The sequence below is a fragment of the Paenibacillus sp. OK060 genome (assembly GCF_900101205.1).
Taxonomy (GTDB): domain Bacteria; phylum Bacillota; class Bacilli; order Paenibacillales; family Paenibacillaceae; genus Paenibacillus; species Paenibacillus marchantiae.
Map to the genome: position 1 here is coordinate 45,745 of NZ_FNFR01000007.1, position 14,750 is coordinate 60,494.

25 protein-coding genes are annotated in these 14,750 nt (G+C 42.1%); all 25 read left to right on the forward strand.

Going from position 1 to position 14,750, the window contains the following annotated elements:
- Positions 1–52: 52 nt before the first annotated feature.
- Positions 53–715 carry a hypothetical protein gene (locus BLS14_RS23720; protein ID WP_143021581.1) on the forward strand — a complete coding sequence of 221 codons (663 nt, stop codon included), beginning with the start codon at positions 53–55 and terminating at the stop codon, positions 713–715.
- Entirely contained in the window at positions 716–1,198 is a 483-nt protein-coding gene (locus BLS14_RS23725; RefSeq protein ID WP_090954291.1) for a GNAT family N-acetyltransferase, read from the forward strand. It begins immediately after the preceding gene.
- Between the two features lie 40 nt (positions 1,199–1,238).
- Positions 1,239–1,742 (forward strand): DUF4188 domain-containing protein, encoded by a 504-nt coding sequence (locus BLS14_RS23730; RefSeq protein WP_090954293.1) that lies wholly within the window; start codon positions 1,239–1,241, stop codon positions 1,740–1,742.
- A 56-nt stretch (positions 1,743–1,798) separates the two neighbouring features.
- Positions 1,799–2,311 carry a hypothetical protein gene (locus tag BLS14_RS23735; RefSeq protein ID WP_090954295.1) on the forward strand — a complete coding sequence of 171 codons (513 nt, stop codon included), beginning with the start codon at positions 1,799–1,801 and terminating at the stop codon, positions 2,309–2,311.
- A gap of 32 nt (positions 2,312–2,343) precedes the next feature.
- Positions 2,344–2,685 (forward strand): hypothetical protein, encoded by a 342-nt coding sequence (locus tag BLS14_RS23740; protein WP_090954297.1) that lies wholly within the window; start codon positions 2,344–2,346, stop codon positions 2,683–2,685.
- 227 nt (positions 2,686–2,912) lie between these two features.
- Positions 2,913–3,314, forward strand: a complete 402-nt coding sequence (locus tag BLS14_RS23745) for a hypothetical protein (protein WP_090954299.1) — start codon at positions 2,913–2,915, stop codon at positions 3,312–3,314.
- A 32-nt stretch (positions 3,315–3,346) separates the two neighbouring features.
- Entirely contained in the window at positions 3,347–3,703 is a 357-nt protein-coding gene (locus BLS14_RS23750; protein ID WP_256336651.1) for an immunity protein Imm33 domain-containing protein, read from the forward strand.
- Between the two features lie 47 nt (positions 3,704–3,750).
- Positions 3,751–4,161, forward strand: a complete 411-nt coding sequence (locus BLS14_RS23755; RefSeq protein WP_072734139.1) for a hypothetical protein — start codon at positions 3,751–3,753, stop codon at positions 4,159–4,161.
- The gene (locus BLS14_RS23760) at positions 4,151–4,486 is read left to right on the forward strand and encodes a hypothetical protein (protein ID WP_090808476.1); all 336 of its coding nucleotides are present in this window, start codon (positions 4,151–4,153) and stop codon (positions 4,484–4,486) included. Before BLS14_RS23755 ends, BLS14_RS23760 begins: the two co-directional genes overlap by 11 nt.
- Positions 4,487–4,503: 17 nt before the next feature.
- Positions 4,504–4,680, forward strand: coding sequence for a hypothetical protein (locus BLS14_RS32745; protein ID WP_176854730.1), 177 nt, complete (start codon positions 4,504–4,506; stop codon positions 4,678–4,680).
- A 52-nt stretch (positions 4,681–4,732) separates the two neighbouring features.
- Complete coding sequence (locus BLS14_RS23770; protein ID WP_076290034.1) at positions 4,733–5,410, forward strand: HAD family hydrolase; 678 nt, start codon at positions 4,733–4,735, stop codon at positions 5,408–5,410.
- Positions 5,407–5,934: a hypothetical protein gene (locus BLS14_RS23775; RefSeq protein WP_072734136.1), complete on the forward strand. Its 528-nt coding sequence runs from the start codon at positions 5,407–5,409 to the stop codon at positions 5,932–5,934. Before BLS14_RS23770 ends, BLS14_RS23775 begins: the two co-directional genes overlap by 4 nt.
- Positions 5,935–5,972: 38 nt before the next feature.
- Positions 5,973–6,821: an adenylyl-sulfate kinase gene (locus BLS14_RS23780; RefSeq protein ID WP_090954303.1), complete on the forward strand. Its 849-nt coding sequence runs from the start codon at positions 5,973–5,975 to the stop codon at positions 6,819–6,821.
- Between the two features lie 102 nt (positions 6,822–6,923).
- Entirely contained in the window at positions 6,924–7,490 is a 567-nt protein-coding gene (locus tag BLS14_RS23785; protein WP_090954305.1) for a histidine phosphatase family protein, read from the forward strand.
- A gap of 103 nt (positions 7,491–7,593) precedes the next feature.
- A complete protein-coding gene (locus BLS14_RS23790) occupies positions 7,594–8,106 on the forward strand; it encodes a nucleoside deaminase (protein ID WP_079696447.1) in 513 nt (170 codons plus the stop codon).
- Positions 8,103–8,480: a MerR family transcriptional regulator gene (locus tag BLS14_RS23795; protein ID WP_090808484.1), complete on the forward strand. Its 378-nt coding sequence runs from the start codon at positions 8,103–8,105 to the stop codon at positions 8,478–8,480. Before BLS14_RS23790 ends, BLS14_RS23795 begins: the two co-directional genes overlap by 4 nt.
- 33 nt (positions 8,481–8,513) lie before the next feature.
- Positions 8,514–9,152: a Type 1 glutamine amidotransferase-like domain-containing protein gene (locus BLS14_RS23800; RefSeq protein ID WP_090954307.1), complete on the forward strand. Its 639-nt coding sequence runs from the start codon at positions 8,514–8,516 to the stop codon at positions 9,150–9,152.
- 18 nt (positions 9,153–9,170) lie between these two features.
- Entirely contained in the window at positions 9,171–10,064 is an 894-nt protein-coding gene (locus BLS14_RS23805; protein ID WP_090954309.1) for a PhzF family phenazine biosynthesis protein, read from the forward strand.
- A gap of 26 nt (positions 10,065–10,090) precedes the next feature.
- Entirely contained in the window at positions 10,091–10,894 is an 804-nt protein-coding gene (locus BLS14_RS23810) for an aminoglycoside adenylyltransferase domain-containing protein (protein WP_090954311.1), read from the forward strand.
- Between the two features lie 87 nt (positions 10,895–10,981).
- Positions 10,982–11,416, forward strand: a complete 435-nt coding sequence (locus tag BLS14_RS23815; RefSeq protein ID WP_064639657.1) for a cytidine deaminase — start codon at positions 10,982–10,984, stop codon at positions 11,414–11,416.
- 18 nt (positions 11,417–11,434) lie between these two features.
- On the forward strand, positions 11,435–11,890 hold the full coding sequence (locus BLS14_RS23820) for a GNAT family N-acetyltransferase (RefSeq protein ID WP_090954312.1): 456 nt from the start codon (positions 11,435–11,437) through the stop codon (positions 11,888–11,890).
- Positions 11,891–11,962: 72 nt separating this feature from the next.
- Positions 11,963–12,760, forward strand: a complete 798-nt coding sequence (locus BLS14_RS23825; protein WP_090954552.1) for an inositol monophosphatase family protein — start codon at positions 11,963–11,965, stop codon at positions 12,758–12,760.
- Entirely contained in the window at positions 12,760–13,611 is an 852-nt protein-coding gene (locus BLS14_RS23830) for a GNAT family N-acetyltransferase (protein ID WP_090954314.1), read from the forward strand. The genes BLS14_RS23825 and BLS14_RS23830 overlap by 1 nt, the downstream gene beginning before the upstream one ends.
- Positions 13,612–13,646: 35 nt before the next feature.
- Positions 13,647–14,243, forward strand: coding sequence for an HD domain-containing protein (locus tag BLS14_RS23835; RefSeq protein ID WP_090954316.1), 597 nt, complete (start codon positions 13,647–13,649; stop codon positions 14,241–14,243).
- 46 nt (positions 14,244–14,289) lie between these two features.
- Positions 14,290–14,739 carry an NUDIX hydrolase gene (locus tag BLS14_RS23840; RefSeq protein WP_090954318.1) on the forward strand — a complete coding sequence of 150 codons (450 nt, stop codon included), beginning with the start codon at positions 14,290–14,292 and terminating at the stop codon, positions 14,737–14,739.
- The last annotated feature ends 11 nt before the right edge of the window (positions 14,740–14,750 follow it).

Genomic DNA, 14,750 nt, shown 5'->3' on the forward strand with positions numbered 1-14,750 from the left:
GCCCTAGAGGATATAAAGAAGATTTTGAGAGGGAATAGGGAAAATATAGTTTGTGAGTAAACTAAAATCCCCGATTTTAATAGAGATAGGAGCATTTATTATGCCTTGGCCCATGGTTCATTTTGCAATCGCATCTGAATTATTATTTGATCCAACCCCTGAATTTATAGTGGGCAGTCTTGCTCCTGACTCCATTCATGTGAGAACGAATGAAAGAGCCGAAAAGGCAAAAACTCATCTCATGCCAGAGACAGCACGATTTGCAACAGACGAAGAGCTCGGGGCATTTTTTAATTCCAACAAAGAACGCTCGCATAGTGATCCTAAGTTTATGCAATATTTGTGCGGCTACATTGCTCATGTATATACGGATCGGGTATGGACTTTCGAGATTTATCCTGCATATGAAGAACACCCTGATGGAAGAAGTATTTATACGGAGGATGTTACGAAGCTGGAATTTATGATTTTGAGAAAAGGGTCTGATGGCCATGATCTATTGAATAAGCTGCAAGCAGGTAAAGCTTTTGATTTAGGTGGATTGCTGGAGCAAGAAATGTACCAGTATAGAAAAGAAAAAGTAGACTTTTTGAATAACCTTGAAAATGAGCCCTTAGATGATTTGAACATTTTATCTATGGAAGCTATAGAAGAGTTTATACAAACAACGGCCCAGAGACTTAGACAATTGTTTGCAAAGTGGGAGGTATTCTAAATGAAAAAACGGATTAGCCTCGCTCCATATAATGAAAAGTACAGTCAAGACTTGGCTAATTTTTCATTAAGTGATGAACAGGTTCAATTTACTGCTATGCCTGCGGAAGTGATGGAGGAGGCATTCCAAAATCCGAACAAATATCCGGTAGTGATTTTAAATGATGAGACTCCAGTTGGTTTCTTCATACTACATAAAAATTCTGAATACGTAGAGGAAAGAGATGCTTCCCGTAAGATACTGGTACGTGCGTTATCCATTACGTTAGAACATCAGGGGAACGGGTATGCACTCACTGCCATGAGGGAACTGCCTACACTGGTTAAGCAGCTTGATCCGAAGGTCGATGAAATTATTTTAGCTGTGAATGAGGGGAATATTGCAGCACAAAAGCTGTATCTAAAAGCAGGTTTTCTGGATATGGGCGAGCGGAAAATGGGCATCAGTGGTCTTCAACTAATTTTGCAATATAGAATGGTGTAGGGGATGAAGTACGGCAAACAAGATGAAAAGGAGGAGTAATGTGGCAAACATACACAAGGGAAGATATTCAGCTGAGATCGAAGGCGAGTTTGTTGTTTTTATTATTGGAATGAGAGTTAATCGCCTGTGGGCCATACATAAGTGGTTGCCTGTTTTTAAATCCATGGGCCCGATGATTAAAGAACTGTACATGAACCCAGATACCGGGTTTCTGGGGACGGAATTTTTTATGAGCTGGCGTGGAGTGACTCTGCTGCAATATTGGAGATCTTATGATGAATTGGAGAAATACGCACGCGGTGGCCTGCACTTGGAGGCCTGGAAACGATTTAACCAATCCATTGGATCGGATGGAAGCGTGGGGATTTATCATGAAACGTACAAAGCTCAATCCGGTTCATATGAGACCATATATGCGAATATGCCCAAATTCGGATTGGCTAAAGTGTCTAACCATGTTCCAGCGACAGGCAGGAAAGAAACGTCCAGACGTAGAATGGGTGGAGAGAGTGATCCCGCAGTAGAAACACCAAAGAATCCTTAACAAATGACTAGTGTAGTTCGAATGTACAATCATCGCAAGTAGAGAGGAGCATGTTATTGAAAGTTAATGTCAAACCAGAAGATTTGGGTTCTGAGCAGCTTAGCTGGCTATGTGTCCAACCGATGTTGATCTCCGTTCGTGGTAAGGATGTTGCAGCAAAGGTAGAGGTATATCGGCAATTACATGAAGGACAACAAGCGATATTTTTGTTCTATTCCTATCATAACCATACCAAGAGCTTGGCGGAGTTTTATTGGTTTTCGGCGTACAACATTATCGACATGAAGAGCTGGAATGGAATTAAAAACGGGATGCGCTATTTTAATCAAAATGAAATGGTAACTCTGTTGGACGACATTGAGCGTTTGATTACAGATAAAAATAAAGATGGAGACACGTGGCGTGAGGTTCTGCCCACGGATTTGGAGAAAGACCCGAACCTGCTGCAAAGAACGGAAGAACTATACGTTAAATATCGAGCCGCGGCTCAGGAAGCAATTTTACACATGAATGAAATAATTCGGCAGAATCAGGAGATGTATCTGGAGATTACGGAGATCAACGCCTAAAGTAATCTCAAAATATAAGGAGTGATCATTTCATGAAATCTCCAGGTGGATCTATTTTTCCTTATTATTATAAAGGTGGAGAAATCCATTGTCTGAAATATGGCAGCAAGCATAAGGACCAAAATAAGCTTTTCGATGTGATGAGACAAGAAGAGGCTTTCATCTTAGGGATCAATAAAAAGCTCAAGGTTTGGGTGGATATGTATGAGACGAAGATTGCCAAAGAAGTCTTGGATCAGTTAATCTGCAACATAAATAATCTCAAAGATCATGTGGATAAGCTCTCATTTGTAGGACTATCAGGGATGGGCCAATCTGTATCATTTTATGCTGATCCTGAAGAGGCAAAGACATGGCTGATAACGGATCGATGATTTGATCTTTAGCAGCAGGTATGGGTAAAGGTCAATAGGAGAGCTACTCTTCATGGAGTAGTTCTTTTTTCATACTTTTTGAAGGCGAAACTAGTCTGTGTTAATTCGAAATTCTTCTAACATAACAAGTACTTCACACAATTCAATTCTATTTCTATGCTAGAATGGATAGCAGGAAAAAAGCGGAAGAATTAAACAATATTCTGAAGTAGGCAAGGGGTACTAAAATGAACGAAGAAGAGATCTTGGAGTTGTACGGTTTAGATCCAGATACCAGACATAGGAAGCAAATCAGAGAGTTGTTGCAGCAAGAGATTGAGAATCAAGAAGCAGTGGATCATGAGTATCTCAAAACCTTATGTATTATGTTATTCTGCATAGGAAATGTAGAGGACACTGGGCTGATCTGGCAGGCAAAACGCAAGAATCAGGATACGGGCAGTTATATTAATGTGCAGCTTCTGTGTGGTGCCGGTTATGAGAAGACAGTGACTTATCTGGAGCAGAATCTCGAGGACTCAGCGGGAGAGCAGTTGAATTATCTTAGACAGTGTGAGCCATATGATTTTGTTGATTTTTCCAAAGAGGAGTGGGTCTCTACCTATAAAAAATATTATGAAATACCTTAGCTATATCCAACATGTGAGAAATGAGATGATCAATGATGACAAATGCTGCATCCATCCAGGAACAGATTCAGATGTGCCAGAAATATAGCGCAGACTATGTACCCAGTGAACTGCACCATAAGATCGGAATCGCCTGGAACGTCAAAGAGAAGTTGGAACCGATCCATGGAATGCGTATTAAGCCCGATGGAGATACAACCGGATGGTATATTTGGGCAGAAAATTACTCGGATGCAGATGATTTTTTTGTACCTTTACATGTAACACACATCGATGACTGGGACCCAAAAATTAAGAAGTACCTCGGACTTGCGCCGGGATGGCGGTTTGTGATTGCAGAAGATTATGAGGATGTATGGTTTGATGGGCAGTTGCTTAACAGATTATAAGCAGAGCAACCAATGAGTTAAAATGGAACTTTGAAAGGGGTCATAAAATGCCAAGTGTGCATGATAACATCATATTAAGTTACGAAGTCGATTTGGAGAATGAGAAGATTAGGATGCGTACCCGTTCGCATCATCCTGAATTGCATGATGATACGGATATCCTTTTCTCGGATGTATTGGCACATTCGTTTGATACACCGTTGCAAGGCAGCATTATCTTCGATATTGACGACGTTGGTTTGGATTGTTTTATTAGTTACAATCGCGATTTGTTGGAGAAAGGGAAAGGTCAGGGCTGGCCTATCATGTATGAAACTGATGAAGAACTGGAAACCAAGTTGATCGAGGGGGAATATTTGTACTTTGTCATTACATCATCATATGGATTAAGTGGCTGGGTATTGGCTAAAAAGCTTGAAATGATAACAAAGATACGGAATGAAAAAGATGAAGAATAGATTTGGTTATGAACCGAACTTGATCCGTAAAATACTAGTTATGAGTCTTGTCATTTTAGTTGTCATTATGATTATTACCAATCCATCCAGAACAGATTTCTATACATGGCTGGAAAGCGAGTATGGTATACATGTCTCCTACGACATCAATGAAACGACGTATACACAGATCACGAACGGCCAGGAAAGAAGTCTTAATTTCAGAAGCGGACATATACAGCATGTGGGAATCTTTACTACGTATAATGAGACTTTTATGGATGCTGAGGGTAATGAGATCAACATTAAAGCCATTGGTGTAATGAACATGTTCTTTAAAAGATAGTTGGTTTCTGTTCTATGATGTTGGAAGTTGTAAAGGCTTTATCGATATACCACGCTTCTTTGTATGATGAAAACATGCAGAGCATCGTGGTTTTTGTGTTGAGCAAAATCCGTAAGGAGGGGGAGGATTACGTTATTTGGTTCATTCGCAAATTCCACATTATGGGTTATGATGTACCTACAGAGAAAATTTAACATACATAGGAAGTTTTTTGGGAATTGAGATTATTCCAGTGGGAGGAATAGAATGAAAGCCATTTTCCTTGATTTCTATGGGACAGTTGTTCATGAAGATGATGACATTCTTCCTGTGATTTATAAACAAGTTCAAGCGACAGCGCAGGTGGAATGTACAACGGATGAGATCGGTGCTTACTGGTGGAAGGCTTTTTCAACGTTGTTTTATGCAAGCCATGGCAGCCAGTTCACCACGCAAAGAATGCTGAATGTGCAATCTCTGGCAGAAACGCTTCTCCATTTCAAATCGGAGCTACAAGCTGAGTCGCTTAATCAGGAACAGTTGGCACATTGGCGTAACCCTGGCATATTTGCTGATTCAATTCCCTTCCTTCATTCTCTTAAAATTCCAGTATATATCCTGTCCAATATCGATACTGATGACGTGAAAGCTGCAATGAAGGCACATAACATTGAAGTGGCCGGAGTGATTACCAGTGAGGATGTTCGTTCTTATAAACCAAGGTCAGAGATGTTTGATGAAGCGATCAACAGGTATGGTTTGCAGCGAGATGAGGTGATCCATATAGGCGATTCTCTGGTAAGTGATGTACAAGGAGCGCAAAATGCGGGAATTAAGGCTATCTGGTTGAATCGAAAAGGAAAACTCAAACCGCAACAGATTACACCGGATTATGAGTGCAAAGATCTTGGCGAAGTTGTGCATATGTTGGAGGCTTGGATATGAAAAAGTTAACCGTGTTGTCGTTATTATTTCTGTTCTTAATCGCCTGTCAGGATAAAACAACCCATGAAGCTGTACAGAAACCAACGATTCCTGTGACGGAAAGCGTTACTGATGAAGCAATCGAGCAGAAGGACGATGAAGCAGAAGCACCCAAAAAAGACAAAGGCATCCCTCCTGTTTACCTTGATGAAACGAAGTACACAGGTGATGAACTGGAAATCGTCAAACTGATGAACGATCGCATGCGTTATATGTGGGAAGAGGATGAGAAGGGCTATATGAGCCTTTTTGATCCACAATCGCCAGTCTCGGGCATGCCAGTCTCAGGATTTTCAGGTTTTAAAGTTCGCAAGATCATCTCTATGAGTGATATCAACATTCGAGAGCAAAAGAAGCTTTATGAAGCACTTGTGATGGTTACTGAATTAAGAGAGAACGAGGAGGAGGCCAGCTCTAGCATGGTGTTTAGGAAAAAGAAAGCGGATGGCGATGCTGCGAAGTGGATCTTTGCAGACATCGATTAACAACGACTGAATGAAAAGAAGTTAAGGGTGATGAAATCATGACAAAACAATTGATACTTATTGAGGGATTACCGGGTTCAGGAAAGTCGACGATTGCCAAGATGGTTTCCGAGATTCTGACTGAGCAAGGCAAAAAGGTGCAACTCATCCAGCAAGGGAATCTGGATCACCCTGCTGATTATGATGGTGTGGCCTTTTATTCTGTTGAAGAGTTCAGATCTTTGGTGGATGCTCAGGAGACGTGTAAACATATATTGGAGAGCAGAGCAACAGCCTATCAAGGGGGTTTTCTGATTCCTTATCGCAAAATGAAAGAGGAATTCGGAGTGGATTTCCCCGATCATGTGGTGCAGGAGATATTTAGCAAAGATATTTACGAACTGCCTTTTGATCAAAATGTGAAGCTGATCACCGAAAAATGGCGGAGTTTTACCGAAAGCGTGATAAGTGCGGATGATGATTCCATCACCATATTCGAATGTTGTTTCATTCAAAATCCACTGACCATAGGTATGGTGAAATACAATCAATCCAGAGAAGAAAACGTGCAATATGTTTTGGAATTGGAGCGCATCGTTCAACTATTAAATCCGCTATTAATTTATGTACATCAACAGGATCTTGCGCACACCTTTGACAAGGCAATCCAGGAAAGACCCAAGGAATGGTCAGATGGATTCATACAATACTACACAAATCAAGGATGGGGACTCGCGAAAGGATATCACGGTGTTGAGGGCACGGTGAAGGTTCTTCAGGCAAGAAAAGAGTTGGAGACCGAGATTTATCAGTTACTGAAGATGGACAAACACTGGCTGGACAATTCGGAATATAACCGCGCTGCTTGTCAGGAGGAACTGGAGAAGATCCTGAAAGTTTCACTTTGAGATACTAAAGTACAAGTACAAGATTTCTTAGCACGGCAATACAATACATAACGGAGGTTTATTTTTATGTTATTTCTTGAGGCAACGAAATAGGAGGAGCTTATGGATCTCACATTTATTCGTCATGGTCACGCTGAACATTTGCTTCATTATCCTCATCAGCTAAACCAGTTGCATCCGGGACTTACTGAACAAGGAAAGAGGCAGGCCACTGAATTACGAAATCAGATTAAAATCTTACCAGAAGACATAGTGTTGGTGAGTCCTACGAAACGAACAATAGAAACGGCATCCCTCTTAACATCAAGAGCTAAACTGACAGTCTGTCCTCTCGTTGGCCCTAGAATGTTTCCTCAAAATCCGGAGTTCCCCGTTCTGCGCTGTGATCAAATCTATTCGAAAGACGAATTAAATGCTCAGTATACGGGGCTGCGAATTCTTGATTTTGAACTTGATTGCTGGTTGGATGGGATTAATCGAACGGAAGAACATCTATTTGAGGCTTATGCTGGACAGCTAATTCAATGGTGCAGAGAGCAGAGCGGAAGAACTTTTATCATTTCACATGATGGTACGATAACAAATTATAGAGCTTTTCTTGGAGAGCAGGGGTTAACCCGAAGTGATTTTCTCGGTGAGTCGGGTCATTACACGATTAGAGATCTGTAATAGAGAAGAGGGGACATTGGACATGAACCCTTTTCTCGGAATAGTTTGAAGAACCAAGACTTTATTTTGTAAGCGGTCAATACTACACTAAGGGGGATTTTCCGTGAGATTATCGGATTATGAATATTTAGTTTTGGCTCTGGAAGAGGCAGATCAGGCGCTAATAGAAGGAACCTATCCGATTGGAGCGATAATTGTGGATATGGATGGGGATGTAGTGAGTAAAGGAAGAAACCGAGTCTTCTCTGAATGTGATCCCACCGCACACGCTGAAGTCGATGCTATCCGTCAGGCAGGGCAACATTTGCTGGATGTAAGTAAGAAGCGATACACGAAGAATGACCTGACCCTCTACTCCACCTGTGAACCTTGTCCCATGTGTTCAGGCACTATATTAATGTCGGGAATTAAGAAGATTGTATGGGCAGCGGATGATGAAGGGTATGGCGGGCTTAGACGTTTTAAGGAGGGCCCTCATTTTATCCATCTGTTCGACACACTATCCTGTGTTGCAGCGCCATATCTTGATTTGGAAAATAGACAGCGGGCATTGCTTGCCCAATGGAATATTGGTAGAGGATTGCTTAATACAGAGTGGGAGACTCCCAAACAATGAAATCCATTCCGAACTCTATTTTACTAGCCAGTGTTATTCTGGGAATATCGTTCATAGTTGGCTGCCTGTTGCTATCAAATCAGTGGAGAGCTAGTGAATCGGCTCAGGTAGTGGAACAGGATGTGCCGAACAATAATAAAACATTAATGACGATCCAAGAAACGGCGGAGTATCTGAGTATGACTAAAGAACAGGTGATGGACATTATTAAGGCTGAACAAGGAAGTTTCTCGGCATCGGGTTTCTTTGAAGGGAAAATGTTTCCTTTCATCAAGGTTCAAGATCAATTTTTGGTTAGTAGAATCGAGTTGGAATTGTGGGCTCAGGACGCATCTTCAAGTCATAGAAGGTATATTAATGGGCAGATGTATTAAGTAATCTGGAGATTAAGAAAGGGAGAAATTCAAATGACCAAGCTGGTTTTGTTAAGTGACTTATATTTCGAATCTAACCACGAACTAAATCAGAGGATATTGAGTTTGTTCAACTCTGACCAGCCTTCCATCGGTTATGTGCCTTCGTGTTCCGACCCGGGACGGAACTATTTCGAGCATACGAGACGTTACTATAATCAACTGGGAATCAAATCAATTGATTATTATGATCTAGACCTAGAATATGAGGAAAACAGATTCAATACGATTTTTGAAACCGACGCGATTCATTTATCTGGAGGGAATACATTTTATTTTCTAAGTTTATTGCAGAAGAGAAATGCAATGGGATTGTTGCGTTCCTATGTGCTTAAAGGTGGCATTCTGATTGGTGTTAGCGCAGGCAGTATTCTAACTACACCAACGATTGAAATGGCCGGATATGGTAAAGATGCAGACGAGAACCATGTTGGATTAATGGACAAGCAGGCTCTGGCGCTCGTTGATTTTGAATTTTCACCACATTGGGATGGAACGGAAGAAGCTCTGGAATCATTACGAGATTACGCGCGTGCCAACTCTACAACAATCTATGCTTGCAAAGATGGTAGCGGGATTATTATCAATGGTGAAGTGGTAGAGTCATATGGCGATGCATATCGTATAAACTGAAAATAAGGTGGGTCTACAATGAGTGAAATCACTGTATATCATTATGATGCTTTTTCGACGGTTCCTGGTAAAGGAAATCCGGCTGGAGTCGTCTTTCATGCCGATTCGCTCAGTGAAGAAGCGATGCAGCAGATTGCGCATAAAGTCGGCTTTAATGAAACGGTCTTCGTGATGAGTTCAGTAGTTGCAGACGTTAGATTACGGTATTTCACACCGGGTCATGAGATTAATCTGTGTGGCCATGCAACAATGGCATCCATGTATGGGTTAAAGACTAGAGGGCTACTGGAGGATAAACAGTCGATCACCATTGAGACTAATGTAGGCATATTGCCGATTCAGTTCCAGCAGGATGGCGATACGATCAACATTGAGATGAAGCAGGATCAACCCCGTTTCATGCCATTCCAAGGTGACATAGAGAAGCTGGCAAATTCCATAAATCTAACCACGGATGATATTGATCTATCCACACCCATCGTCTATGGAAGTACAGGCGCCTGGACTTTGTTGATACCGATTCGTAAACTGACTTCTTTCCAACAAATGAAACCGGATTCTTCTCTATTCCCTGAGATATTAGTTGAAAATTCGAAAGCTTCTTTGCATCCCTTTACTCAGGAAACCCGCGATTCAGATGCGCTAATGCATGCCAGACATTTTTCCTCGCCCTTTTCGGGAACTACGGAGGATCCGGTTACGGGAACAGCATCCGGTGTGATGGGTGCCTATTATTTGGAGTATATGAATTCTGGAATGGATCAGACTCATTTTGTTGTGGAGCAAGGGCATGAGATTGGCAGAGATGGGAAAGTTCATGTCAGTGTGGTCAGAAATGGACAGGACATGGATGTCAGAATACGAGGCACGGCTGTTTTTGTGGAAGAAATGAAAGTGGAGTTGAATACGTAACAACGTAAATGAAGGAGAGGGTTTAGGTGGATGAACAGGCGGTATTACATACAGTTTCTCATTTGTTACAAGAAGAATGTTCGGACTCTTTGGTAGGAATTTATTTGCACGGGTCCATGGCTATGGGGTGCTTCCTTCCTAATCAAAGCGATATCGATATTATGGTGGTATGCCGGGAGCAGCTGTCTGCTGATACCTATCGAAGGATTGCGAAGAGATTGATGCAGACCGAAGATGAAATGCATATTGTCACAGGATTTGAACTTAGTATTGTTTTGGAGTCTACGGTTGCTAAACTGACGTTTCCGACTCCATTTGAGTTTCATTACTCGGGGTATCACCGGGAAAAGTATAGAACTGATGATCAATATCTTTGCGGTGGATACGAAGATCCGGATCTGGTAGCACACCTGGCCGTTATTGTTGACCGTGGAATTGTGCTTGTCGGCAAACCGATTAAGGAGTTATTCCAGCCCGTAAAACGTGAATATATGTTGGCCTCTATTACATCTGACGTTGGTTCAGCTATGGAAGAAATAACGGAGAATCCTGTCTACTATGTTTTGAACCTATCACGTGTTCTATTGTATGTGAAAGAGTCGGTTATATACTCCAAGCGAGAAGCAGGCGAGTGGGCACTCATTCATATTTTACCGAAGTACAAAGAAGTCATCTCACAATGTCTAGCAAAATATAACGGAGAGCTGGAGAGCGTGAATCTAAGTGATGATTTACTTCTGGATTATGCGAAGTACATGTTGGATGAAATAAAAGGTTTGGCGGAGTCTGGTTTGGAGCATGACGTGGAAAGCGATGAAGGACAAGGTTGAGTAGAACAAAGCAAAGCAAAGCAAAGCAAAGCTTAAAGGGTAGGTGCGATACCGCACAATAAAGGATCTATTAATAAAGGAGACATCATGATGACTATAACGACAGAGGATCTGGAACTGATTGAAGCAGCAAAGAACGTAATTTTGCGTTTGTATCAGGAGGGCAAGCATCACGTTGGGGCAGCAGTACGAACTCGATCTGGAAAAATATTTACGGCGGTACATCTGGAAGCCTATATCGGTCGTGTCTCAGTATGCGCGGAAGCGATTGCTATAGGTAAAGCCATTTCGGAAGGGGAACATGAATTCGAAACGATCGTGGCCGTAAGACATCCCGAAGTTGATCCTAATGATGCACCGAACGGAGCGGAAATCCAGTTAGATGTGGTATCTCCTTGCGGTATTTGCAGAGAACTGATTAGTGATTATGGGAAGGACACACAGGTCATCTTGCAGGGAGAAGAGGGTTATTCTAAAACAACGATTGGGCAGCTATTACCACAAAAATATACAAGAACATAATAAGGAAGGTAGACTGTGATGTTTGAGATAGTTGATATTCGGCAAAAGCCGGACATGCTGCAGACAGCTGTACAATACTTTTGGAAGCAGTGGGGCTCGGAATCAAGTTATCATTTTTACCGGGATTGCATTGAGCGTTCCGTGGAAACCGAGAGTGATGTACCCCGATTTTATGTACTGTTGGATGGGGACAGGATTGTTGGAGGATATGCTCTGTTAAGGAGTGATTTGAATAGCCGCCAGGATCTGTTCCCGTGGTTTGCGTGCCTTCATGTTGATCCAGAATACCGAGGCAAGAACCTTGGTGGGCAACTACAGAATCATGCGATCAATGAGGTGAAGACGAAGGGTTACGACAAGCTGTATTTATGTACGGATTTGACGGACTATTATGAAAAAAATAACTGGGCGTATATCGGTAAAGGATATTTGCTCGATGATGAAGAGACTCGGATCTATGAAATATGCATATAAAGAAAAGCTTTAATAACAAAAGAAAAAGGGAAATACGGAAAGACTATCAAGTAACCGAACGGAGTGATGGTCATCGAACAAACCATTCGTTTAGCTCAAGACCTTGCGGAGAGAGTCATTCGAAAAGCAGGAGAGGTTGCTAAAGAGCATTTTGATCAGATCACCTGTGCAGTGGAGAAGGGCATCTTTGGTGATGTTGTTACGGAAGTAGATCATGAAGCAGAGCGGATAATATGTGATGAAATTAGCATTCGTTTTCCCGATCATGAGATCCATAGTGAAGAGCGGGGCCATAACGGACAGAAGAGTGACTGGCTGTGGATGATTGATCCGTTAGACGGAACAAACAACTTTGCCATTGGCCTACCGATATTTTCCGTTTCCATTACATTATTGTATCGTTTAGAACCCGTCCTCGGAGTTATTTACGAACCTCTGGTGGATCGTTTGTTTGTGGCATCACGTGGGAATGGGGCGAGTTGTAATCAGAACCCCATGAAAGTTCAAAAGAAAGAGCAGATTCATAAAGGGACCATTGGCTGGATCCAGGGGCATCAGGTGCAAAATGAGGAGAAGGCTGTACGGCTACGTCAACATCTGGATGTTCGTTTCAAACGAATGATGCGATTATGGGCTCCAACCATACAGTGGTGCATGTTAGCAAAGGGGGATATTGACGGTATTGTGCTCTACAATTCGGAAGGAGACGATTTGTATTCAGGTATATTAATGGCGAAAGAAGCAGGTGCCATTGTTATGGATTTTGAAGGTATTCCCTTTGAAGGCATGAATTCAGAGCCATATCTGATTGCCTGTCATCCGGATCATCGTGAGTATTTCCTGAGTGTCGTTCTGGAGGGAATGAACTGATGATTAGCGAGCTTAATAAGCATGAATTCTGTAAGTTGAGGCACTTCACGGACTTATACAGAAATATTGAGGTGAAGGCCGTGGTATCTGGGTTGAATCCTGGCCGAATCTACGTTGATGATGCAGCAAATATCACAGCAGCGTTAATTTGGGTGAAGGGACAAAACGGTTTTCAGTTGGTCGGAGACGCTCGAAGTGAACCCTTCCTGAATGAATTGGAAGATTTCATGAAAGAACACATAGAACCTGAGTTATCAAGATTAAATATCCACACAGTCGAGGTAGGTGTGGCGGATGAAAGCTGGGAAGATGTGCTTCATCATATGGCCGTGAATAAAGAGCTCCATAGCGATATTCAGCATGTATTCACATTGGATTCAGACCAAGGTATGACTGAACATCTAAGTCATCCGGGTATTCATGAAGGGTATGTTTCTCAGAATGAGGTTGTCAGGCTTCTCAAATTAGACGAGGCATTACTGAAAGCTGGGAAGTTCAACAATCTATCTTTTCTAAAGGACAAAGTCTCACGCTTTTGGGATAACATGGATGAGTTCTTGGAACATGGCTTTGGATACATTGCAGTACAAGGCGAGGATATCGCGAGTGTTTGCTTTTCGGCGTTTATATCAGATCAGTGGCATGCAATTGATATTGAAACTATCGAAGCATACAAGAGAAGGAATTACGGTGCACGGGTAGCGCAAGCATTTGTAGAAGAATGCAGGATTAAAGGTATTCATCCGTATTGGGACTGTTCCCCAGATAATGCAGGTTCAATACGTTTGGCAGAGGGTGTGGGTATGTCTCTGAACTTTGATTACAGAGTTTACTGGTACAATCTCTCTTGAGGGGTTTGGAAAAAAAATGCTGAAAGGAGACTTAAATGAACGAATCATTACAGGAGCAGATTCAATTTCTTATTGAGATTGATAAACTGAAAACGATTGAACGAAAAACGAGAATCATCCATGGTGACAGACTTGAAAATGATGCGGAGCATTCATGGCATCTGGCGATGATGGCCTTGATTTTGCAGAGTCATTCCAACAAGGAGGTGGATATTCTCAAAGTCATTAAGATGCTTCTTGTTCATGACCTCGTTGAGATCGATGCCGGAGATACATTTGCCTACGATACGGTAGGACATGCGGATAAATATGACCGAGAGATCAAGGCTGCGCATCGACTATTTGGGATTTTACCTGAGGAACAAGCCGAAGAACTGTTGAACCTATGGCTGGAGTTTGAGGCAAAGGAGACCAATGAAGCGCAGTTTGCCTCGTCGATGGATCGGTTGCAGCCGTTGATCCACAATCATCAGAATGAGGGAGATACGTGGCAGAAATACAATATAACAAGTGAACAGGTGTTAAATAGAAATCGTGAGATTGAGAACGGTTCCAAAACATTGTGGACGTACGCACAGCAGATTATCCAAAATTCCGTAGACAAGGGAATCTTGACTAAATCCAAGTCTTAGAGACACGTTGTTGAACTTATCTGATTACAGACGGGGGAAAATCTTTATGGGATATATCATGGAGTTGAGAAAGCTGGTGGGTTCACGCCCTCTAATCATGGCTGGTTCATGTGTGTTGGTCTTCAATGAGCAGGGCCATCTGCTGTTGCAAAGACGTACAGATAGCCTGGATTGGGGAACCCTTGGCGGATCATTGGAACCGGGAGAATCTTTGGAGGAAGCTGCTGCCCGTGAATTATATGAGGAAGCCGGACTGAGAGCGGGTGCCTATAAACTCATTACCGTTTTCTCTGGTCAGGACATGTATTACAAGTATCCGCATGGAGATGAAGTGTATAATGTCATGGCAGTCTATGAAGCTACAGAAATTCAGGGCAAACCAACGGTCATGGATGATGAAGGACTGGAACTGCGTTATTTTGATCTGAGTATGCCCATCCTAGAGATTAATCCGTTCACGGAATATGTGCTGAAAAAAGCGGGATATATTAACTAAGTAGTGAAAGG

Bases quoted from the DNA above. Each gene is read 5' to 3' on its own strand.
- BLS14_RS23755 (WP_072734139.1), top strand. From the start codon at position 3,751: ATGCCAAGTGTGCATGATAACATCATATTAAGTTACGAAGTCGATTTG.
- BLS14_RS32745 (WP_176854730.1), top strand. From the start codon at position 4,504: ATGTTGGAAGTTGTAAAGGCTTTATCGATATACCACGCTTCTTTGTAT.
- BLS14_RS23760 (WP_090808476.1), top strand. From the start codon at position 4,151: ATGAAGAATAGATTTGGTTATGAACCGAACTTGATCCGTAAAATACTA.
- BLS14_RS23725 (WP_090954291.1), top strand. From the start codon at position 716: ATGAAAAAACGGATTAGCCTCGCTCCATATAATGAAAAGTACAGTCAA.
- BLS14_RS23840 (WP_090954318.1), top strand. From the start codon at position 14,290: ATGGGATATATCATGGAGTTGAGAAAGCTGGTGGGTTCACGCCCTCTA.
- BLS14_RS23805 (WP_090954309.1), top strand. From the start codon at position 9,171: ATGAGTGAAATCACTGTATATCATTATGATGCTTTTTCGACGGTTCCT.
- BLS14_RS23820 (WP_090954312.1), top strand. From the start codon at position 11,435: ATGTTTGAGATAGTTGATATTCGGCAAAAGCCGGACATGCTGCAGACA.
- BLS14_RS23775 (WP_072734136.1), top strand. From the start codon at position 5,407: ATGAAAAAGTTAACCGTGTTGTCGTTATTATTTCTGTTCTTAATCGCC.
- BLS14_RS23740 (WP_090954297.1), top strand. From the start codon at position 2,344: ATGAAATCTCCAGGTGGATCTATTTTTCCTTATTATTATAAAGGTGGA.
- BLS14_RS23835 (WP_090954316.1), top strand. From the start codon at position 13,647: ATGAACGAATCATTACAGGAGCAGATTCAATTTCTTATTGAGATTGAT.
- BLS14_RS23745 (WP_090954299.1), top strand. From the start codon at position 2,913: ATGAACGAAGAAGAGATCTTGGAGTTGTACGGTTTAGATCCAGATACC.
- BLS14_RS23785 (WP_090954305.1), top strand. From the start codon at position 6,924: ATGGATCTCACATTTATTCGTCATGGTCACGCTGAACATTTGCTTCAT.
- BLS14_RS23780 (WP_090954303.1), top strand. From the start codon at position 5,973: ATGACAAAACAATTGATACTTATTGAGGGATTACCGGGTTCAGGAAAG.
- BLS14_RS23800 (WP_090954307.1), top strand. From the start codon at position 8,514: ATGACCAAGCTGGTTTTGTTAAGTGACTTATATTTCGAATCTAACCAC.
- BLS14_RS23750 (WP_256336651.1), top strand. From the start codon at position 3,347: ATGATGACAAATGCTGCATCCATCCAGGAACAGATTCAGATGTGCCAG.
- BLS14_RS23795 (WP_090808484.1), top strand. From the start codon at position 8,103: ATGAAATCCATTCCGAACTCTATTTTACTAGCCAGTGTTATTCTGGGA.
- BLS14_RS23770 (WP_076290034.1), top strand. From the start codon at position 4,733: ATGAAAGCCATTTTCCTTGATTTCTATGGGACAGTTGTTCATGAAGAT.
- BLS14_RS23815 (WP_064639657.1), top strand. From the start codon at position 10,982: ATGATGACTATAACGACAGAGGATCTGGAACTGATTGAAGCAGCAAAG.
- BLS14_RS23830 (WP_090954314.1), top strand. From the start codon at position 12,760: ATGATTAGCGAGCTTAATAAGCATGAATTCTGTAAGTTGAGGCACTTC.